The organism is Blastopirellula sediminis (assembly GCF_020966755.1).
Classification (GTDB): domain Bacteria; phylum Planctomycetota; class Planctomycetia; order Pirellulales; family Pirellulaceae; genus Blastopirellula; species Blastopirellula sediminis.
Genome location: NZ_JAJKFT010000004.1, coordinates 34534 through 56025 on the forward strand (window position 1 = coordinate 34534; position 21492 = coordinate 56025).

Below are 21492 nucleotides of genomic sequence, written 5' to 3' on the forward strand. Positions count from 1 at the left end.
CAATTGGGGCAATCGATTGATGCTAGGTGTCTGTTGAGTATGAAATTGTCGTGGAAGATTGCGGCCGCCGCTTTCCTAACGCTTTTGCTTGCGCTGGGCGGGGTCGGCGTCTATCTTTATCAGGCCGCGCAATATGTGCCGGAGTTCTATACGCAGGCGCTCGAGATCGAACCGGCGCAGGCGAAAGAGACCGGCGAGATTCTCGAAGAGCAGGTCTTCGCATTCACCAACGAAGTCCGCAAGCCGTCGCGGTGGCAGCTGCGTTTGACGAACGATCAGATCAACGGTTGGCTCGCGTCCGACCTGGAAGAAAAGTTCCCGAAGCTGTTGCCAGAGGGAATGCACGATCCGCGGATTGCGATCGAAGAGCGTCAGGTAAAGCTGGGCTGTCGATTTGAAGGGCAGCAGTTCCACTCGGTCTTGTCGCTCGAAGTCGACGCTTACTTGGTCGAAGACGAAGAGAACGTCGTCGCGATTCAGATTCACAACGTCTCGGCCGGTTCGTTGCCGTTTCCGCTCGGTAGTCTGCTGAATGAGATTTCCCGCCGCGCGGAAGAGGCGAAGATCCCGCTGCGTTGGCAACAGGTCGATGGCGATCCGGTCGCCTTGGTGACGGTGCCGAGCGAAGGGGACGAGATCGACGGGACGATTCGGATCGATACGCTCGAACTTCGCAAGGGTGAGATCCTACTCGCCGGCGAAACGACGAAAACGCCGGAAGTGGAAAGCGGTCCCAGCGAACCGGTCGCGCCGGAAGCGACGACCGATCAAGAGATCAAAACGGCCAGCCGCCCGATGAGCACGCTGCCGTAAAGCTGAACGATGAGCGTTTCGGCGTCGTCGCGGACCAACTCGTACTCACCGCGGTCGATCCGCGTTACCGAGCCCCGGTTCCCGGAGACTTCTCCTTCGTAGTCGAGATACGTCAGGCGATGGGGAAAGATCGCTTCCCCACGAACCGGCTGCAGCATGTCGGGCTTCTCAAGCAATCGCCACGTGCGCAGCGCGTCCCCCTCTTCCAACATCAGGTCATAGTGACTGACATCGTCATGATCGGCAGGGAATTGGTGGTAGAGAAGAACGAAGCGTTTCATGCCCGCATTCTAACAAAGTAGGGTCCGCTATGCGGACCAAGAATCGCCAGCGGAGCGACCAGTATTAGCCCGAGGCGCGAGCCGAGGGAAAGCGGTCGGAACAAGGAGAAATACGGAAAACCTAGTTCGCGGCCAGACGCGATTCGCGTCGTTGTTAAAGCCGCCAACTCCATTCCCTCGGCTCGCGCCTCGGGTTAGTATTGCGGTGCGAGAACGGCTCCCCGTCTACTGCGGGTAAGCGTTAGTCGTTTCTTGGGATGTGGCCAATTGACTGGAGCGTGCACTGGTCGCTTCGATGACGATCGTCTGCGGCCCGGCGGCGGTCGCTACGGCTTGGACTTCGTACTCCAGCGTCTCTCCCCCTCGCACAAAATTGATCGCCGGGAAGATAACGCTGCCGTCTTGGCCCGGGCGAGGCATGCCGATGTTGCCAGTCCCGCGGGGGCGGATGCTTTGGAATTTCAGGCTCGGCGAAAAGCGGAGCGTCAGTTGCAAGTTGCTGTCGTCGGTCGACGATTCGTTCTTCACTGACATCACATAAGTGATCGCTTCGCCGACTCGGACGTCGCCTTGGAGCGAAGCGATTCGCGCGGTCAGCCGACCCGGCTGAGCCATCGGCGTATTATTGCCGGCGCCGTTCGGATTGACGGCCGGCGGTTGTTCCACCGGCGTATTGCGCGGCGGGGTGATTTGGACGCAGGCTTGTTTGGTTTGCGGTTGCATATCGGTGGTGCTGACGGTAACGCGAGCACACGCGGCGCCGGCTAGTTCGGTCGCTTTGCACAAGACGCGAAGCTCGGCGCTGGCGCCCGGCGCGATCCCGTCGTTGTATTGCCATTTGACGGTCCGCTCTTGGCTGCTGTCGCCGTACTGGGTCGCCGACACGCCTTCAAAGTTGGCGTCATAGTTGATGACGATCTGCACCGCTCGCAGGGGAACGCTGCTGATGTTCTGCAACTGCATCAGGAAGAGGACTTCGTCTCCCTGGGCCATCGTTTGGAGTTGCTGTCCCGAGGAATTCGGGCTGGTCGCGACGAACGACAAGTTGTAGTTCGGTTGTGCGGCCGGCGGAATGACGTCGACGCACGCTTCTCGCAACACCGGAGCTTCGCCGTCGGCGGTGACCGTGACGCGATGACACTGGCGACCATTGGCGAGGGCGTTGAAGGTGAGCGTTTCGTTGATCGTCTGGCCGGGGCCGAGCGAAATCGGATCGGTCGCGATCATATTGCCGGCGCCGCTGATATGTTGCAGCCCGGCCGAAAACTCGTCTCGCAGGACCAAGTTCGTGAGCGGAGAGGTTCCGTTGTTGCGAATCGTGATGATCGTGTCGAACTCGGCGCCGTTGGTGATCTGCTGCGGACCGTTGACCTGGACCGAGATGTTGTTCGATGCGACCTGCGTGTTGGCGCAGCTGCGGTGCCGGAGTTCTCCGTCGCCGGAGACCGAGAGGCAAAGCTGGTGGTTGCCGGCGCCGCGGACCGCACAGACCATTTGAATGCGTCGATAGCCGCGAGCTTCGATCGTACCCAGGCTCCATTCTACGTCATTGCCACGCTGCGTCGCCGGAATGCTGCTCTGGGCGTATTCCATTCCGCCGGGAAGCGGGATGAAGGCGACGACGTTCGTGGCCGGGACATCCCCTTGGTTGGAGATGATCAGATCATACGTGGCGGTCGAATCGATCTCGGCGATGGCCGGACCGGCGATTTCAGCCGTAAGTTGAGCGGCGCTCCACGTGACCGTCGCGTCTTGCGTGGCCAGCGTCAAGCGTTCGGTGGTGCCGTAGTTGGCGTTGTCGGGACGAATCACCGAGATACGAACGCGAGCGACGCCCGGCTGATCACGAGTCGCAGGGACGATCTCGGCGGTGGCGCGGCCGGCCGAATCGGTCGTCACTTCGACGGCGGGCGCCGTCGACATCGCGCCGTTGACCATAAAGCCGGCTGCAGCGCCGTCGATGATTTCGTATTTCACGATCCACGAATGGAGCGGCGATTGCGTCGTTTGCGTGGTGACGACCGTCGTCAGGAAGGCGCGTTCGCCGGCTCGCTGGAAGGCGGACGCGGGAATCTGCCACTGCGCGTCGATCCATTCGACCGTCGCGGTGCGCTGACGAGCGGGCCAGTTTTCTAATTTATCGGCTAACGCGGTAACGCGGCTGGTGCCGGGGGAAGAAGAGCTGACGCTGATCCAGTTTTGTCCGCGCAAGACGCGAACGTCGTCGCCGGGGATTTCTGTTCCGCGATCGATCGTCTTGTCGCATAGTTGCGTGCGGCCGATCGCGTAGGTTGGGCTGACGATTCCTTGCTCGCCGCCAAGGGAAATGAATCGCGTGGTCGTGTCACGGCCGCCGACTTCGGAAAAGTGGCCGACGCTGTCTTGCGAGAGCATCCATTTGATCGGACGGCCCCCTTCATGCAGACAGCACTCTTCGCCATTCAGACCGGCGACCAGCACCACTTCGGTGCCAACCGGCGCGACGACGCGCGACGGCGACAAGCTGAGCGACTTCTCCGGTTCGACGACCCCTTTGGGCGGCTTGGGAAGCGGCGTGCTGACGGCGACTCCCGATCCCGTGCAAGGACCAGGCGTCGGCGGAACGGCGTAGGCGGGCTTCGGCATGCAATCCGAAGGGGTGGAGAGCGTCGTCGACTGACTGCAATCGAAGACGCGACGGCCGGTCGGATCGATGGCCGGAACGCGGATCGACGAGCAACCGCTTCCCAGCAGGGAAACCAGCAGGCCGATCGCGATCAATCGCTTCGAGTTGTCAGGGTGAAACGAACGCATGCTTTTACTCGGTTTGGGCTGACTTAGCCGCCGAATCGGATTGCCGCCGCGCACAGAAAGAATGCGGGCTAGGCAAACCTAGCATGCGAAAATGACACATGCGGCGTTTTTTCAACGCCGCATGTGGTAAAAAAACAACGTTCTAGCGCCGGCTGTAGCGGATGTGCCGGCGATAGGGGCTTCTCGCCTGACTAGCGGTTCTTGGCGAAGATCCCGGTGGCGTACCAGATGCCGTTATTACCGCGCTTCATGTCATAACCGTAGTAGGTGTTGTCGGCGCTGACGGCGGACCAGTGACCTGACGAATGACGCCAGCTACGGACGCATTCAATCGCCGCATCTTCCAGATTCTGGCCAGGCCAGCTTTCGGCGCAAACTTCGGTCGGCAACATGTGTCCCGGAAGTTGGCCGGCAATTTGGTGAAAGCGGGAATCCCACGAGTGATGTCCCTGCAACTGCATCCGAGCCTGCAAACGACTGTGCTGGAAGGTCGCCGCCGCTAGCACGCGACGGAAGACGCCGTTGGTGCTGCGGGGAGCTTCGGGATGCATACGAACGGCGTAGATCAACGTCCGTTGGGTGAGCGTCCCGCGAGGAAGGCCCAGGATGGTCTGCATCTGCTGAGCGTTGCGAATGCGGTTGTCGCGGAAGGGAAACTGGCTAACGACATAGCCGTAATGTTCATCACTGGAGTCGACATAGTCGACGATTGCGACGCCAGACTTTCCATACATGTGTTGGAAGGCGCCGTGCGATAGCAACTTGGCCTTTTCGTCTTCGTTGCCGACGGTCGCATTAACCGGCAACTCGGCGAGGATATAATTGTCAAGAAGTTGGGCGACTTTGGGGTCAGCCATGACTCGCTGGAATTCCTCATGCTTCTTTTCATCTTCCGCGCGGAAGTAAATCAGCAGCATTCGGTTTTCATTGATCGCGGTACGGACGGCGGTGGAATAGTCGTCGTACCAATAAGGCGAGTCCGCGTATGCGGATTGCGTGAGGGAGATCGCAAGCAGCGTGACGATGGCCAGGAGAGTTCGCTTCAGCATCTACTTTGCCCTGGGGGTGATTTGTAACAGCATGTGCAGAATAGAACGATTCTGCCGAATTCATGAGCTACGTAAGGGGTTCAGAATAGCGCGTGCCGATTATGCCAGTCAATCGGGTAACGAGGCCGCCGTGCCGTAGAACAGGGCATCCACACACAACAGGAAGAAAAGTAAGCGTACGTGTATTCCGAAGAATAGGATAAATGGGAATTGTGTGCGGTTCAATGCATAACGATTGGGAAAACCTAGTGGCTTTCCCAGCCTATTCGTGATATCAAGTCAAGGACCTTTGCAGCGATCTGCACCCCCTCTCGTTTGCTCTTGAAGGACGATTCATGTTTGTCAGCACGGTGGCTAAATATTCAAGTCGGGTAGTAGCTCTTCTGGCGATAGCGCTCGGCATCTTTGCCGCAGACAATGCATTGGGGGAGGATACGAGCCCGCAGCAAGTTTTCGCTGCGCATCAAGCGCTGAACCAATGGTTGGGAAGCGGCAAGAAACGGGAAGGCTGGCGCCATTATCTCGAGAGCGACAAGCTCGATACCCAGATCCAATTGGGGAAATTTGCGTCACCAGCCACTCTGAAGGAAATTCTGGCGAAATATGAGGGGGATGCGCAAGGTCTAGATTTGCCGCAATTTGTTCTAGTTCGAACGAAATTGGCAAAATGGATTCAAGAATTTCCGGCGAAGGAAGCTTCCATCGCGGACGAAATAGGGGGCGCACAAGGGGAATTCAAGCCTGTTACTGTTGAGCAAGCCGCCAAGGCGAAGCAGCAATTGGAACAAGCGATGAGCGTGCTGGAGAAGTTCATTCATCACTCCGGCAAAGCGACTGAAGAGGGTTGGAAGTCGTTTCTGCGTTGGGACGAACTGACCGAGCAGTTGGCGGCGGAGACGCCGGATCTTGCGACGCTTGAACGTTGCTATCTCCGTTTTAACTCGGGCGCGAAAGGAATGGAGTACCCGAGATTCTCCGCCGTTCGCAAGGCGCTGCGTCAGTACATCGACTTGCAGTTCTTTGCCACGACTCCGCAATTCAAAGAAATGTACGAGATGCAGCTTGGTCTGCTCTCGGAGAACTTGAAGAAGTATCAGGCCGATCCAAATCCGGACGACGCGGCGGCGATTGGCGCTCAATTGGGGTGGCTAGCGCAAGGTGGGCAAATTCCGGAACTGGTCGCTGACGCTCGCAAGTCGCTCAACCATCCGAACCTGTTTCTTTCCGCTTCCGAGCGATTCGTCGGCTACGGCATTCATCGCAAAGTCGATGATGTCGCGCCGGTTCGGGACAACATTTTGGGAACGTCGATCCACGGTACGGGACGCACCGTTGGCGAATTGAAGGTTGATCTCGTTCCGAACCTGATGGCGGCTCAATTGCAGTTGGTGTTGGACGCCGTCACGAGCACCAACAACGTTGGCTATAACGGACCGGTCACCGTCCATTCCAGCGGCGTCACTTCGGTCCATGGCACCAAAACTCTGCTCGTTGATCCGGAAGGAGTTCGCGGCTTGCCGGCGACCGCCGTTTGCGACACCGACACCACCTTTAACTCGATTAATGCGAGTTCCGCGATTGCGCGCAGGATCGGGACCAGCAAAGCGTACGAACAGAAGTCGCAGGCCGAAGCGATTGGTTCGCGACATGCCGAGCAGCGGGTCGCTCGCCGACTCGACGAACAGACGGTCGATTTCCTGAAAGACGCCAACACCCGTCTAAAGAAGGAAGTTCGCCAGCCGCTCGACAGCCGAGGCGAATTCCCCGAGTTCTTCAACATCTCGTCGACCTCCGACGAGTTGAACGTCATCATGCTGAAGGCGAATCGCTTCCAGCTAGCGGCGCCTGACGCTCCGCCCACTCCGGCGCCGCAAGCGGCCGATGTGGCGGTTCAAATGCACGAATCGATGCCGACCAACATGGCCGAAGTGCTGGTGGGCGGGATGAAACTGACCGATGTGAAGATGGTCGACATCCTCAAAGAGCGGGGAACGGAGATTCCGGAGGAACTGCAGATTACCCCAGATAAGGATCCCTGGTCGATCACGTTCGACTACCATCGCCCGGTCGAAGTCCGCTTCAGCAAAGACCGCGTCGAGATCACAATTCGCGGCCGCCAATTCACTCGTGGCGACACCGAATTCAACGATACGGTGAAGATCAGTGCGGTCTACACCGTCGAGCGTGGAGAAAAAGGCGCCAAACTGACCCGCGACGGCGACGTAAATGTCGAATTTATCGGGAAAGAAAAGCAGGGGATTCGGGTCATCACCTTCAAGACCTTCCTTCATAAGAAGTTCACCGCCCTCTTCGAGCCCGAAGTCGTCGGCGAAGGGCTGAAACTGAAGGGACGCTGGGAAGGCGCCGGACCGCTACAAATGGAAGATTTGGTGGTCGATGAAGGCTGGGCGACGATTGGTTGGGTCATGCCGCCCGAGAAAACCGCCAAGAAGGATCTCGCTAGCAGCGCGAAATCGCTAAAATAGAGATCGTGTTCCACGTCACGCGGCTTCTGTTTTCATAGAGCAGGCACATGCAGCGCTGGGTAGAGATTGAGTTTGATTGTTTGCCGCTTCGGTCGATCGGCCGCCTCGACGTTCCGATGGATGCGTCGCCGAAGTACCAGAAGCACTGCATGAATCTGAAGAATGCGCTGGAGAAGCATGGAACGCTCAATACGTTCTATCTCTACAACGCAAAGTGCGTCTTCCACCTCCTCAATCATGATTCGGACGGGATGCTCGAATTCGAGTTTGAGGGGACGGTGATGACCAACGCCGACGATACGAAGGCGGTTCGAGCCGATCTGAACGTTTCCCTCTCGCGAGAGACTTGCTCGTGGCTCTCCGAACCGATCGTCGAATGGTTCGCTTCGACCGTTTCCCGCAGCGTGCTAGCGGAATTTGATCGCTACATCGCAGCCGGCGATCTCTCGGCGACGGAAAAACGCATCCAAAAAATCCAGGCCGAAAGCGACGAAGCAGGCGGTTTTGTCGGGATGTATCTCTAAATCTCCGCCTCGCTAGCCATGCTGGGCTAGCGGACGCGTGGAAAACTTTGACGATTTTAGGGATTCGCCAAAGTTTGCGGGTTAGGCGGGCCGATAACTCTACCAAGCTGGATTACGGCCGCTCCGCACCAAGTGCGGGCGATCGGTCCCGGGGGGGAATCCGGTGCATTCGTTGGCGCGAAATCCGCATGGAATTTGCGCTCAACCAACGTACTGATTACCTTCCCGAGCCGAAAAAAACGCCCAGCGTTCCAGTACGGCTCAATCAGGAAACGGAATTCCATGAGCCGGCACACCGCGAAGTTTTGGGCGATCATTTTGATCGGCGCTTCGGCCCTGACGGGTTGTCATCCGACGCAGCCTTTCTACTTCACGGAGAGAAACGATCTCTCCACCTACCTCGATAAGGCGACCGATATCGAATATCCGGACGTCTGCGAGCCAAGTCTGGCCGAGGTGGAGAACGCCGCCGAGCCGTTCACTCTGTCTGATCCGTTCTCGCTGGAGAGCAATCAGATTTGGGAACTCTCGCTCGAGGAAGCAGTCCAGATCACGCTGAAAAACAGCAAGGTTCTGCGCACCGCCGGCGGTAACGCGGTCTTCCGGGTCATCCCGGGCACCACGCTCACCAGCCAGGCGGTTCCGACCAGCATGATCACTCGCAACGACGCGATGCCGACGATCTACGATCCGTCGATCGTCGAGTCGGATCCGACCCTGGGTGTGGAAGGCGCCCTGTCGGAATTCGACGCGCAGTTGAACATGACGGCCAACTACCAAAACAACGATCGCCCGCAAAACTACTCGGCCAACACCCTCTTCCCGTCGGTCTTCCAACAGAACCTGGGAACGAGTGCGATCGAGTTGACGAAGAAGTCCGCGACCGGCACCACGTTCTTCCTGCGTAACAACTACACGTACGAATGGAACAATCGTAGCCCGATCACTCGTCCGTTGCCGAGCGACTGGCAAACCAACATCGAACTCGAAGCTCGTCATCCCTTGCTTCGCGGTTCGGGCGTGCAGGTCAACCGCGTCAACGTGATGTTGGCTCGCGTTCGAGAAGACGTCAGCCTGGCCGACTTCGAGACCAACGTTCGCAACCTGGTCAGCGACGTCGAAGAATCGTACTGGCAGCTCTACTTCTCATACCACAACCTGGAAGCCGCCAAGACCGGCCGCGACAGCGCCTTGGTCACCTGGCGTCGCATCTTCACCCTGATGCAAAAGGGCGCCGAAGGGGGCGAGGCTGAAAAAGAAGCTCAAGCTCGCCAACAGTACTACGAATTCCGCGCTCGCACCCAAGCCGCTCTTCGCGACTTGTACAAAGCCGAAAACCAACTTCGCTACTTCATGGGGATCGCCGCCAACGACGGTCGCCTGATTCGTCCGTCGTCGGAACCGAGCGACGCCTGGGTGAAGTTCGACTGGTTCCAGATTCACGAAGAAGCGATCGCCCTGTCGGCCGAACTTCGCCGTCAACGCTGGCGCCTGAAGCAGCGTGAGATCGAAATGATCGCCGCTCGCAACCAACTGCTGCCGCAACTCGACGTGGTCGGTCTGTACCGGTTCCTCGGTGTGGGCGATAAGCTGATCTCCGGCAACAGCAACACTCCGGACTTCCCGGCCGTCGGCTCGACCGCGTGGTCGGAACTGACCGGGGGCAACTACCAGGAATGGACCGTGGGCGCCCAATACAGCATGCCGATCGGTTTCCGTCAGGAATTGGCCGGGGTTCGCAACGCTCAGCTCCGCATCGCTCGCGAAAAGGCGGTCTTGGAAGACATGGAACTGGAAGTGTCGCACTTGCTGACCGACGCGGTTCGCGACCTCGACTCGAACTACAACCTGGTTCAGTCGAACCTGAACCGCCTGATCGCCGCCGACAAAGAAGTCGACTCGGTGCAAGCCGCCTACGACGCCGGTACGGTCACCTTGGACCTGTTGCTCGAAGCTCAGCGTCGTCGTAGCGAAGCTCAGATCGCCTACTTCCAGTCGCTGGTCGAATACAACATCGCCATCAAAGACGTGGAGCTCCGCAAGGGTACGCTGCTCGAATACAACGGCATCTTCCTGGCGGAAGGCCCGTGGCCGGACAAGGCTTACTTCGACGCCAAGGGACATGCTCGCCGTCGTGCCGCCAGCCATTACATGAACTACGGCTACACTCGCCCGGCCGTCATCAGCCGCGGTCCGGTGCCGGAAGGCATGCACGGCGAAGAAGGGGTTCACTGGGAAGAAGCTCCGCTGCCGAACCAGCCCTACTTTGAAGAAGTGCCGACTCCGGCCGCCCAGCCGACCCCGGCTATCGGCCCGCTCGACACGCAAGCGATGGCTCCGGCCGCCAAGCGGCAGCAAGTCGCCAGCGAAGGCGCCACGCTGCGTCCGATCGGCGTAAAGCAGATGCAAAGCGGCACGCAGGTCGCCCGCGTCTCGCACCAGGCTCCGGCCGCCAAGACTCCGGTCGCCGCGGTGAAACCGGTCGCCAACAATTCGCAAGCGAAGCTCGATTTTAATAAACTAGGACTGTCGGAAACGATGAAGGACATGAACGTTCGATCGACGCCGACCGCCACAAAAACGACTTCGACCGCCAATCATGAATCTGTCACGAATTCAACGTCTGCTGCAACTTCTGGGACTGCTGCAAAGTGGACGGCCACAAAACGTTGATTCGTTAGCGGTCGAGTGCGGCGTGAGCCGCCGGACGATCTTTCGAGATTTGGATACGTTGCGAGGGGCTAGTGTGCCCCTCGCTTTCGATTCTGAGACGCAGCGGTATCACATTCCTGATACCTACTTTCTGAGCCCGACCAACTTGAACGCCGAAGAGGCGCTCTCGGTGATGGTCCTCTGCAGCGAACTGGGTGACGGCGGAGGATTGCCGTACTACTCCAACGCCCGCAAAGCGGCGACCAAGCTGGAGAACAGTTTGCCCGATCGCTTGAAGTCCCGACTGCGGCGTGTCTCCGGAGCCGTCGAGATCAAGCTGAATCATTCGCCTCAGCCGGAAGAGGCCGAAGAGGTCTATCAGCAGCTGGTCGATGCGGTCGGCCATCGCCGCTCGGTTCGGATTCGCTACAAGAGCCTGTTCGACGACGGAGAGGAGATCGGCACGAAGCTTTCCCCTTACAAACTTCTCTTCAGTCGCCACAGCTGGTACGTGATTGGACGATCGTCGCTCCATCGTTCGACGCGAACCTTCAAGGTGGGACGGATTCAGTCGCTCGAGTCGCTCGAAGACGAATTCAAAATCCCGACCGGCTTTCGCGTCGAGCGTTATCTACGCAGCGCCTGGCACATGATTCCGGAAGAAGGCCCCGACCAGGAAGTGGTGGTTCGCTTCCACAAATTGGTGGCCTCCAATGTGGCGGAAGTGCAGTGGCACAAGACGCAGCAAGTCACATGGAACGACGACGGATCGATCGATTTTCGCGTCACCGTCTCTGGCCTGCGCGAAATGTCATGGTGGATTCTCGGCTACGGAGAACAAGCCACCGTCCTTTCGCCTCCCGAGATGCAGCAGATCGTCGTCGGGCACGCGCGGGCGATCATTGATAAGTACCCAACTAACAGTCAAGCGTAGCCGAATAGGCCTGGTGCCATGCTCTTGCCACGTCTTCGTGGGATGAGCATGTCTTCAATGCGGTGTAACAGGGCAAAGACATCCTCTTCCGTCGAAGACGCCGTACGAGCATGGTGCCTGTCGGAGCCGCACTTTGCGAAAGACACGCGGCCTGACGCCGACTATGCATTTCCCCCATTGGAGCGTAAAATGGGCCGGTTTTCTGTCGCGCCTGTGAGCCTGCTATGTTTTTCGTATTCGACGGATTGGATGGAGTCGGCAAGTCGACGCAGCAAACGCTGCTGACCGCTTGGCTGGAGATGCAAGGAGCCCGCGTCGTCTCGTGTCGCGACCCTGGCGCCACGCCGCTGGGCGAACGTTTGCGTTCGATCTTGCTCGACAAAAGCGATCTGGAAATCTCTCCGGTCAGCGAAATGCTCCTTTACATGACGGCCCGCTCGCAACTGGTCGCCGAAACGATTCGTCCCGCGATCGAGTCTGGCGCTGCGGTCGTCTGCGATCGTTACCTGATCGCCAATATCGCCTACCAAGGCTACGGCGCCGGCGTCGATATCGAGTCGATCCGCCAGGTCGGCAAGGTGGCGACTGACGGCGTGATGCCTGACGCGACCTTCCTGCTCGACATGCCGACCAAGTTCGCGCTGGGGCGATTGCATCGGACGCTTGATCGGGTCGAGAGCCGCGGTGAGGAATACTTCGATCGCGTTCGGCAAGGCTTTCTGACCGAAGCGAAGAAGTTTGACAACGTGCATGTGATCGACGCGAGTCGCTCGGTTGAGCAGATCCAGTCCGACATTCGCAGCATTGCGCTGGCGGTAATGGAGAAGCAAGCGTAACGATGAGTTGGGACGAGATCCAAGGGCACGACGCGATCCTGGCGAACTTTCGTAAAGCGGTCGCTCGCGAGCGGCTCGCCAGTACGTTCCTCTTCGTCGGACCGCCGGCGATCGGCAAACGGAAGTTCGCGCTGAAGCTGGCCGAAGCCCTCCTTTGCGAAAAGTCCAAGTCGACCGACTTGAATCCGTGCGGCAAGTGCGAAAGCTGCGTGCAGGTCCGCGCTCATTCTCATCCTGACTTGATCCTGGTCGAGCGGCCCGCTAACCGAACGCGTATCCCGGTCGAACTGCTGATCGGCGAAGGGCAGAACCGGATGCGGGAAGGGTTGTGCCATGACATTACGCTCCGTCCTTATCGCGGCGGTCGCAAAGTGGCGATCATCGACGACGCCGACTATCTGAACGTCGAAGGCGCCAACTGTCTGCTGAAGACGCTCGAAGAGCCGCCGCCCAGGTCGGTGATGATTCTCCTCTCGACCAGTTTGCAGCGTCAGTTGCCGACGATTCGTTCCCGCTCGCAGATCATTCGTTTCTCGCCGCTGCCGAACGACGTCATTGCGTCGCTGCTCGTCGAGCAGGGCGTGGTCGCCGATCTGGAGGAAGCTCGCGTCCTGGCCGAACTGGGACATGGAAGTCTAGAGCGAGCGATGCAAGTCGCCGATCCTGAACTACGTGAGTTTCGCGCCGCTCTGTTGCCGCGACTTGCGGTCCCTGATTTTCCGAGCGTCGCCCTGGCGAAGGAAACTGCCGATTTCGTTGACCGGGCCGGCAAAGAGGCGCCGCCGCGCCGAGCCCGCTTGATCCTGGTCATGCAGTTCGCCGCCGAGTTCTACGAGCAACTGATGCGTGCCCTTTGCGGGCGACCAGTCTCGGGGGACGATCTCCTGTTAAAGCAAGTCGAGCGCGCCGCGGGGCGGTTTACCGCCGGACCTGACGCAGCCGGGGCCTGCTTGGCCCGCTGCATTGAAGCGGAGCAGGAAGTCGAAATGAACGCCAATCTGGCGACGTTGGTCGACGCCTGGCTCGACGACCTCTCGTCAGCGGGGCGATTAGGTTATGTGCCGCTGGCCCAGTAAGCTATAGTGGAGCTAGTCGCGACAATCGCGAACGCTTCACGCCTTGCTCTCCCCCCGCCTGCCATGTTGTCGCTACGTATTGCCGTTGTTCTCGGTATCGCCACGATTGCGAATCTCGCCGTCGCCGCCGACTGGTTTGTCGCTCCGGATGGAGACGACGCCCAATCCGGCAAGATCGACGCTCCGCTCGCCACGGTGACGAAGGGGCAAGAGTTGGCCTCTCCTGGCGATACGGTCTACATTCGGGGTGGCCTCTACAACGACTTCGCCGAACTGCCGCGCGTCGGGTGGTACAACGTCGCGATTCATTTGAAGAAAAGTGACGTCAGCTACGTCGCTTACCCCGGAGAGACGCCGGTCTTTGACTTCTCCAAGGCGCCGACCAATCGTCGCGTGACCGGGTTTTTGATCTCCGGTACGAACGTTACGATGCGCGGCATTCACGTCACCGGCACGCCGGTTGGCGAACAAAAGCAATCGGAGTGTTTCCGCATCGCCGGATCCCGGGCAGTCGGGCATTTCTATGATTGCGTTGCCCGTGGCAATGCGGCGATCGGGTTCTATTGGACCAGCGGTTCGCGCGGCTCCGCGACGCGCTGCGACGCTTACGACAACATCAGCCGCAATCCAAAATCGATCGGCAATATTGACGGCTTTGGCGCTCATGCCGAAGGAGTCGAGTTCCGCTACTGTCGCGCTTGGAATAACAGCGACGATGGTTTCGACGCGATCAGTTCCCCCGGCGCCAATCTGTTTGACCACTGCTGGGCCTTCAATCATCGCGCCGGGGGCGACAGCAACGGATTTAAAATTGGCGGCTTCGGGGCAGATCCAAAAACGAAACTGCCGGTACCGCTGCCGGTTCACGAAGTTCGCTTTTGCATCGCCGCGTTCAACGGCGCGAAAGGGTTCTACGCCAATCACCATCCCGGCCAGGCGGCCGTCTGGACGCGTAACTCGGCCTACGGCAACGGCGGCGGAAACTTCAACATGCTCGAACGTCGCCCCGACATGAGCGAAGACATCCCCGGCGACAAGGAAGTGTTGCACGGTAACCTGGCGTTTCGCGGTCCGAGCACCAAAGCGGACGCGACTCCGGCGGAAAACGCGACCGACAACTCCTGGACGCGCCCTGGCGTGACCGTCGATGCGAAGGACTTCGTCAGCGTCGACTGGAAAGAACTGATGCGCCCCCGCACGCCGGAAGGTGACTTGCCGCATATCGACTTTCTGCGTTTGAAGGCCGATAGCGATTTGCAAGGCTTGGGGGCGGTGGAGTAAATCCTTTCTAAGTGGGAACCATGGCCAGCGATTTGGCCAATTTGGTTACTTCTTGAGCAAGATCGATAGACTCAAAGATTCCTTGTTCGTTCTGAAGGCCGGTGCCGCCTTTCGACGCTCCAACGATCTGTCCCGCCATGGAGCCGATTGTGTCGGTATCGCCTCCCGACGCGCAAATGGCGCCCATCATTGCGGTGATCATAAAGGGATTTTGAATTGCGTGAGCGAGCGCTACGGGGACGGAATCGGCGACGTACCCGGATGAGCCGAATCTCTTGAAAGCGTCGAAAGGTTTCAGTCGCTCAACGTGGATCTGTTTCAACCGATCGCGCGTGACGGAGTCGGGTAGCAGTTCGACTACACGCGGCAACAGCTCCTGTTTGAGCGAGATTCCCTCCGCCGCTAAGCGAATCGACGCCAGCATTGCGAGCGCCCCGCAGTACGCTTCCTCATTACGATGCGTGATTCGGCAAACATCATGGAGCGTCCGCCGATCGGCGTCGCTGGTCGGATCCAGAAAGAACGCCAGCGGTGCGATTCGCATCGCGGCTCCATTGCCGGCAGAGCGTTCCCCCGATGCTCCGACCAAAGCCCAATGACCGCCGGCAGCCAGCTCCGTCAGCGCTTTCAGCGTGCTGGAACCGATGCCGGTGATTCGTCTCGCTTGAAACCACGCGACGAATCTCTCCGCAATCGTATCGGGATCGACTCGGCCTGCTTGGACGATCGCTTCGCAGGTCGCCAGCGTCAGTTGGGTATCGTCCGTAACGCATAGATCAAGTTCCCACATTGGCTTGGGGGACTCGTTGGGATCGGTTCCGGAGACCGGCGCCGATCCTTCGTAATGTGCGCCAATCGCATCTCCAATCGCCCCGCCCATCAGGCAGCCCAAGATTCGATCCGCACGCGTTTTCATGTCCATGATCGAATCTCTGGGGGGCGTTGGTTTACGGCGCCGGATGCAACCCAGGCAGCTCCGGTGGGCGAACTCTTAGCTTCGCTTCTTCCAGCGTCGACAAAAACGCAGCCAGGTCGGCCAGGTCTTGGCGGTTCAAGCCGAGCGGCTTCAGCAGCGGCGACTTGGTGGGGAAGAGCTCGTCTTCGAGTTGCTCTTCCTTCCGCTTGATCGTCGGCATGCCGGCATTATACATGTTTAGCACGCCGGGAAGCTCGAATAGTCCGTTGTGCATCAGCGGCGTGGTGGCCGTCACGTCGCGTAGGGTCGGCGTCTTGAACTTGCCGACGTCGGCCGTTTCGCCGGTCGTCGCGTAGCGCCCCAGGTCCTGATACTTGCGGCCGTAGTAGCTGAGCCCTACTTCGTGGAATTTGCCATCGCTGAACATCGGGCCGTTGTGGCAGTTCATGCAGCGAGCGTCGCGGCGGAAGAGATCCATCCCCCGAATCGCCGAGTCGGACATCATGTCCGACTTCCCTTGCAGGAACGCATCGAACCGAGTCCGACCGTGAATGATCGTTCGCTCAAAACAGGCGATCGCCTGGGCGACACGCTCCAGCGTGATCTGTTCATCGCCAAACGCTTCGCACATCAGTTCGCGATAGGCGGCGTGAGCCGAGACCGTTTCGACGACATGTTCGGCCGACGCGTGCATCTCGTCGGGGTTCAAGAAGACGGCGATCGCCTGATCGGCGAGCGTTTCGGCTCGGCCGTCCCAGAAGAACGTCTCCTGAAACGCAACGTAGCGAATCGACGGAGCGTTGCGTCCCAGCAGTTTCCGCGAATGCCCAAAACTGGTCGTGCGACCATCTCCCCACGCGAGATCCGGATCATGACACGAAGCGCAAGCGATCTGCCCGCTCCCGGAAAGTCGCGGATCAAAGAAGAGGGCTTTGCCGAGCTGTTCCTTCGCGTCGTTGTGCGGATTCTCCGCAGGATGCGTTACCTCCGGAAGCAGCCCGATCTCGCGCCATTCGACGCCGGCGTCGACGGTCGGAGCCGGCCATGTGTCGGGCGATTGCGAGTAAACCTCGCGGAGTTTCTCGGCCAACTCGGCAAGTTCCGCCGCTGATTTTTCCGGGCGAGGGGGAAGTCGCGTCGATGCGACCGATGGAGCGACCGACTTTAATCGCGATTGGAGTCGTTCAACGACTGCCGCCATTTCGCTCTCGGCCAGTTGCGTCCGTTCGTCGGCTGCCGCGATGTGAGCGGCTGCATGTTTGGAGAGGGAGCGAATGCCGAACGGCGCTTGTCCGCCCCCATTGGTTAGGCGATGGCATAGTGCACACTGCGCCGCGTAGGTCGCATGTTTCAAGCTGCCATACTCGACGAACAGCGCCTGCGCCGTATCGGGGACGAAGCGAAAGGGATGTTCCGGATCGAGAATCGACCCAGCGCGCGTGCGGCGAAAGATCCAGTGGCTGGAGCCGTCGCGGCTGCTGCTTGCGTCGAGCGCGTTTTGATCGGTCGACGGATTCGACATTCGAATGCGGATGTCGTCGATCACCGGCGTTGCGATGGGGCGTAGTTGGTCATCGACCACAACTAGCGTTTGGACCAGGGCGGTTTGAATCGTGCCCGGCGGGTTCGGCGAAACGTCGTCGCCTGCTTGGATCGCAGCGAGCAAGTCTTTCGTTTCGTTGCGGCCGCCGAAATTGTAGTAAACATGCGAGGCGTGCAGCGTCCGTTCGGCCTGAAAGAGTGCGGAACTCTTTCGACCGATTTCCAGCCAGGGGGAACTATCCGTCGCCGCGGAAGGATCGAAGTCGTCTGGCAGGAAGGGCTTCGATGTCGCAATCGGCGCCGAGTTTTCAAATTGCGACTGCAGCTGTGCGAAGCCGCTTGGCAACTGCTCGATTTCGTCTCGCCCAAGGGCGAGCGAACGAATGGCGCTGGCCATCGCCGTCAGCAGTTGCAGATCATCAGAGTTCGCTTTTTCCAGCTGCCACCAGACGCTCATCACATCCCACTGCACTAGCAACTGCTGAAGCGGACTCGCGATCAACTCCTCTCGTCGTTCTGGCGATGAAAGTTCGGCGAGCAGTTTTACTAGTTCAGCGCGCTCTTCCGTAGAAAACTGACGCACCGGGCTGACCCGAACGTCGCCGCCGAAATATTTCAGGTCGGCGTCGGTCCCGGCTCGTTTGCCGAAGTACCACTTTCCTTGATATAACTCCTGCGGCGTGACGCCGGCCGATTGCATCTCGCCCGGAAGTTGCGTCTGAACTTCTTCCGGCACGAGTTGGTCGACGAAGAGTAAATGATGCAAGCGGTTTAGCGAATGATTGACATCCGCGTGATATACCGCTTGCGATTGTTCGGACGCAGGCAAGCCTTCCAGCGAATGCCCGACGGGATAAAACGCTGCGGCGGGCTGCTGCGCCATCGCGTATTGCGCTGGCACGAACGCGCTGACGAAAAAAATCGCCATCGCCCCACGCAGCAATTTGCTCCAGGATGCGTCCCCTGCGGCCATTAGTATTCTCCAACCACTTCTTCGCCGGCGACCGTCAGCAGCGAGCAGATCACGTCCGCACTGGCGGTTTCGCCAATAAAACGAGCAGATCCATCGACCAACGCGACGTTGGCGCCGCCGGGATGAAATGCGTAGATGCTGTAGTAGTTCGAGCCGTTAATCATTTGCGGACCGGGATAGGACCAGCGGCTATCCTCATCCGCGATCGAACTGTCGTAAGCATAGCCGCGGACGGCGAACAGATTACCTTCCGCCCAACTGCAGACGGAGACGTAATTGCTCGAAGCGCTGGTCAGTTCGCCCGAACCGTCGACCATCTTGCGGCCTTGCCATTTTTGCGGACGAGCGGCCGCTTCGACGAAGCCGATCGAGTTTGAAGTTCCGTCAGTAATGTCGCGAATGCGGCGTCCCTTTTGTCCCGGTTTCACGCTGCCGTTAAACAGTCCTTCAATCGTTCCCGGTTTCGGATAGCTGACGTAGCCAGGGCTGTTCCACTGACTGCTAGCCGGCCCCGAAGAGCCTGCATAGTCCGTACCGATCGAGCCCCAGGTTTCGGGACTGGAAGAGGTAGCCGTTTTGAACTTCGGGTGCGGAATCGGGCTGCCTGGCGTGCTAGGGCAAAGCATAAAGGGGACCGGATATTGCACCGCGTCACGATTCTTGACGTCTTTGAAACTCACCGTGTAGTCGTAGATGTCGGCCAGGGGATTCTGCTCCATATACGGGAGAATCTGGGCGCACCAATAGTGTGCGGCGCCGTTCCCTGAGACGCTTGTTGGGAAGCAGTCATACGCCGCGTGGAAATTCTGCATTCCGAGGCCTACTTGCTTCAAGTTGTTGATGCACTGCATGCGGCGTGCAGCTTCACGAGCTTGCTGCACCGCGGGAAGGAGCAAGCCAATCAACACGCCGATGATGGCGATCACAACAAGCAGTTCGACCAGCGTAAAACCAACGCGACGACTCATGACGAAACTCTCTCTTTCGGCGGGGGGATTCTGGCGTGCTGGCGGCGGCTTGCGGAGGTTACTGAGACTCTGTCTCATGAATGTTAGGTTTGTAGCCTAAGTAAACTTCCTCCCTAATTCAATCCCCACGATGCTTGCCAGAGCGAGAGAAACTGGTGGGGGAATTGCGCAAATGCCGCTGATAGAAGAGTTTCCGCCTGTCGAGCGCTATTCGCCTTGCAGGGTCAGCACTAAACGGCGACTTCCGCCGCGATCCCGATGCTCGCAGAGATAGATCCCCTGCCAGGTTCCGAGCGCCAATCGTCCGCCGCTGACCGGGATCGAGACGCTGCTGCCGAGCATCGCCGCTTTGATATGGGCCGGCATGTCATCCGGGCCTTCCGTCGTGTGGACGTACGGAAAGCTTTCCGGGGCGATCTTCGAGAAGGCCATTTCCAGGTCGACCCGGACGTCGGGATCGGCGTTTTCGTTCACCGTCAGCGACGCCGAGGTGTGCTGGATGAAGACATGGAGCAGTCCGACCTGAAGCGAGGCCATTTGCGGAAGCGCATCGACGACGTGACGCGTGATGAGATGAAAGCCGCGCGGCATCGCCGGCAATGTTATCGTCCGCTGAGTCCAGGCCATGAATCAGAGGTCCTTTTTGGTAGTTTTTGCTAGCTTTTGGGCGCGGCAGTACGATCCGCAAGCTTTGCCAGTATTGCTGGAGCAGGAGATTTTGCGTAGGCGAAAATCTCCCAGTAGGTAAGTAATAATTCCATAAAGAAGGCGTGAAGGGGAGGTCAGTGGGCCTCCTTGACACAAGGGGGAGCTAGCACCAGTGCGGTTCTGCGCATGAAACCGAAGTGTTTGAAAAGTCAAAACTTAGATGCGAAACTGCGGGTACCCGAGCCTTCCATAAATTCTATTGACACTGCCCCGGGTGCGTAAATAATGTAACGCTCCTTCGAGGCGTCCCAGGGGCGCCAATCGCCGACTCACGGAAGTGCAATGGCGACGAAGTGGTACGCCGTTCATGTGAGAAGGCGTATTTTCTGCGGAATCGCTCGACCGGAATGGAGCGGACGCCGCATTTTGCCGAGTTAGTGATAGGTTGCGTTCGCGGTACGCGCGAATGCCGCTCGTCTCCAGATGTGAGGGAGGCGAGGCCCCATGTCGTTTGGAGGAAGAGTTAGTTCGATGCAGAAAATTCGTAACGTTTTCGATGCGATTCTGAAGTATGGCCACGACGAAGATTTCGTCCCGGACGCTTCGGAAGAATTCTCGGCGACCAGCGCCCCGGCCGGATCTCCTGAAAAGATCGAAATCCTGCGCCGTCGCGTTGAGCTTGGCCTGCCGCTGTGGCACCAAGACGATCGCTGTGACTACTCCGGTTTGACCGGAGCGATTCGCCCCCGCGAGTAAGCGGACGGAGCGAACAACTTGTAACGTAGGGGCGCCATGAAAAGTCGGCGCCCTTTCTTTTTGCGCTCCGCGTTCTGGGAAATCGCGGAGCGGGCCTGTCGTAGATCGACGAGTCTCGAGGACCCGTCGATCGTCTGACCCGATTACCGGCCGTCAGCCTTCTTACTAGGCGGCCGGAGCGATCGATTCCGATTCCTGCTCATGCAGCTCAAGCTCGTCGCGAAGCACCAGCACATTCGGTGGAGCTTCAATCCCGAGGCGGACCTTGTCGCCCGCCACTTTCACCACGGTGATAACGATTGAGTCGCCGAGTTTCAGCCGTTCGCCTTCCTTGCGCGAAAGTACCAACATTATCGAGAGCCTTCTTAGGTGTCAGGTGGATATGTGATCAAATGTATAGTTTGAGAATTTTCGGCCCAATGTCAAGCAATTCCGTCTGCGTTGACTTTGTGCCCTGTTTCTTAAGCAGCATTTTGCAGCGCGGGCGCCGCCGTCAGGTGCGTTCTGAGGAATCGCTCGCCGCTCGCTCCATAGAACAAGATCGAGTTGGTTTCGGTTTCCCAGATGGCCGTGCATTTGACGCTACGCGGTCCATGCAAGCAGAAGTAAATTCCGCAAGGATCGCCGGAGCGGACAAGCACGCGTTCGGTCATAGGGAAGACGCCGGGTTCGAGATGTTCCTGTTGGCAAAGCATTTCATAAACGTACTGACGGAGATGTTCCAAACGCGTAAAACACGGGAACGAATTACTCATGTGGTATATCAACTCCTAGCGAGGTCATCGCCTGCTTGGATGCGCAGAAGGCAATGACTGGGATGTTTGGGAGGCTTGGTCGTACAGGTAACTATCGGCAGACTGGGCTGTGAAGTTTTACGAGGAAGACTCGGTAGTTTGGATGTTTTTTGATGTTCTTCAGCGCAAGCCAAAGCTCTACGAGATTTCTCTCGTAGAGCTTGAAGAAC

Annotated in this window: 18 protein-coding genes; 9 read left to right on the forward strand and 9 right to left on the reverse strand. The window is 58.7% G+C overall.

Translation table 11 applies throughout. The features are described from left to right. Positions 1–39: 39 nt before the first annotated feature. Positions 40–813 carry a hypothetical protein gene (locus tag LOC68_RS03945; protein ID WP_230215998.1) on the forward strand — a complete coding sequence of 258 codons (774 nt, stop codon included), beginning with the start codon at positions 40–42 and terminating at the stop codon, positions 811–813. On the opposite strand, the gene LOC68_RS03950 is transcribed toward LOC68_RS03945, so the two are convergent. From LOC68_RS03950 to LOC68_RS03960, 3 genes are all read right to left on the reverse strand, one after another. Continuing rightward, positions 768–1094, reverse strand: a complete 327-nt coding sequence (locus LOC68_RS03950; protein WP_230216000.1) for a DNA polymerase ligase N-terminal domain-containing protein — start codon at positions 1092–1094, stop codon at positions 768–770. The two genes, LOC68_RS03945 and LOC68_RS03950, sit on opposite strands and share 46 nt — an antisense overlap. A gap of 225 nt (positions 1095–1319) precedes the next feature. After that, the gene (locus LOC68_RS03955; RefSeq protein ID WP_230216002.1) at positions 1320–3887 is read right to left on the reverse strand and encodes a hypothetical protein; all 2568 of its coding nucleotides are present in this window, start codon (positions 3885–3887) and stop codon (positions 1320–1322) included. Positions 3888–4078: 191 nt separating this feature from the next. Further along, a complete protein-coding gene (locus LOC68_RS03960) occupies positions 4079–4936 on the reverse strand; it encodes a thioredoxin family protein (protein WP_230216004.1) in 858 nt (285 codons plus the stop codon). Between the two features lie 659 nt (positions 4937–5595). Between LOC68_RS03960 and LOC68_RS03965 the strand changes: the two genes are divergently transcribed. The 7 genes from LOC68_RS03965 (at position 5596) to LOC68_RS03995 (ending at position 14725) form a co-directional block, all read left to right on the forward strand. Beyond that, positions 5596–7422, forward strand: a complete 1827-nt coding sequence (locus tag LOC68_RS03965) for a hypothetical protein (protein ID WP_230216006.1) — start codon at positions 5596–5598, stop codon at positions 7420–7422. 47 nt (positions 7423–7469) lie between these two features. Beyond that, complete coding sequence (locus LOC68_RS03970; protein WP_230216008.1) at positions 7470–7946, forward strand: hypothetical protein; 477 nt, start codon at positions 7470–7472, stop codon at positions 7944–7946. A gap of 282 nt (positions 7947–8228) precedes the next feature. After that, positions 8229–10619, forward strand: coding sequence for a TolC family protein (locus LOC68_RS03975; RefSeq protein WP_230216010.1), 2391 nt, complete (start codon positions 8229–8231; stop codon positions 10617–10619). Continuing rightward, positions 10546–11532: a helix-turn-helix transcriptional regulator gene (locus tag LOC68_RS03980; RefSeq protein ID WP_230216012.1), complete on the forward strand. Its 987-nt coding sequence runs from the start codon at positions 10546–10548 to the stop codon at positions 11530–11532. The genes LOC68_RS03975 and LOC68_RS03980 overlap by 74 nt, the downstream gene beginning before the upstream one ends. Before the next feature lie 224 nt (positions 11533–11756). Then, positions 11757–12368 carry a dTMP kinase gene (tmk, locus tag LOC68_RS03985; RefSeq protein ID WP_230216014.1) on the forward strand — a complete coding sequence of 204 codons (612 nt, stop codon included), beginning with the start codon at positions 11757–11759 and terminating at the stop codon, positions 12366–12368. Positions 12369–12370: 2 nt separating this feature from the next. Beyond that, positions 12371–13444, forward strand: a complete 1074-nt coding sequence (locus LOC68_RS03990; RefSeq protein WP_230216016.1) for a DNA polymerase III subunit — start codon at positions 12371–12373, stop codon at positions 13442–13444. Positions 13445–13507: 63 nt separating this feature from the next. Further along, positions 13508–14725: a DUF4990 domain-containing protein gene (locus LOC68_RS03995; RefSeq protein ID WP_230216018.1), complete on the forward strand. Its 1218-nt coding sequence runs from the start codon at positions 13508–13510 to the stop codon at positions 14723–14725. Between the two features lie 7 nt (positions 14726–14732). Here the strand turns inward: LOC68_RS03995 and LOC68_RS04000 are convergent, their stop codons facing one another. The 4 genes from LOC68_RS04000 to LOC68_RS04015 form a co-directional block, all read right to left on the reverse strand. Next, positions 14733–15647, reverse strand: a complete 915-nt coding sequence (locus LOC68_RS04000) for an ADP-ribosylglycohydrolase family protein (protein ID WP_230216020.1) — start codon at positions 15645–15647, stop codon at positions 14733–14735. Between the two features lie 25 nt (positions 15648–15672). Further along, positions 15673–18156: a cytochrome-c peroxidase gene (locus LOC68_RS04005; protein WP_230216022.1), complete on the reverse strand. Its 2484-nt coding sequence runs from the start codon at positions 18154–18156 to the stop codon at positions 15673–15675. Beyond that, positions 18156–19124: a DUF1559 domain-containing protein gene (locus tag LOC68_RS04010; RefSeq protein ID WP_230216024.1), complete on the reverse strand. Its 969-nt coding sequence runs from the start codon at positions 19122–19124 to the stop codon at positions 18156–18158. Before LOC68_RS04010 ends, LOC68_RS04005 begins: the two co-directional genes overlap by 1 nt. A 207-nt stretch (positions 19125–19331) precedes the next feature. Then, entirely contained in the window at positions 19332–19751 is a 420-nt protein-coding gene (locus tag LOC68_RS04015) for a secondary thiamine-phosphate synthase enzyme YjbQ (RefSeq protein ID WP_230216026.1), read from the reverse strand. A 552-nt stretch (positions 19752–20303) separates the two neighbouring features. Between LOC68_RS04015 and LOC68_RS04020 the strand changes: the two genes are divergently transcribed. Next, a complete protein-coding gene (locus tag LOC68_RS04020; protein ID WP_230216028.1) occupies positions 20304–20528 on the forward strand; it encodes a hypothetical protein in 225 nt (74 codons plus the stop codon). Positions 20529–20693: 165 nt separating this feature from the next. Here LOC68_RS04020 and LOC68_RS04025 read toward each other — a convergent pair whose 3' ends face one another. After that, positions 20694–20879 (reverse strand): carbon storage regulator, encoded by a 186-nt coding sequence (locus LOC68_RS04025; RefSeq protein WP_230216030.1) that lies wholly within the window; start codon positions 20877–20879, stop codon positions 20694–20696. 110 nt (positions 20880–20989) lie between these two features. Continuing rightward, a complete protein-coding gene (locus LOC68_RS04030) occupies positions 20990–21283 on the reverse strand; it encodes a hypothetical protein (protein WP_230216032.1) in 294 nt (97 codons plus the stop codon). Positions 21284–21492 lie beyond the last annotated feature (209 nt).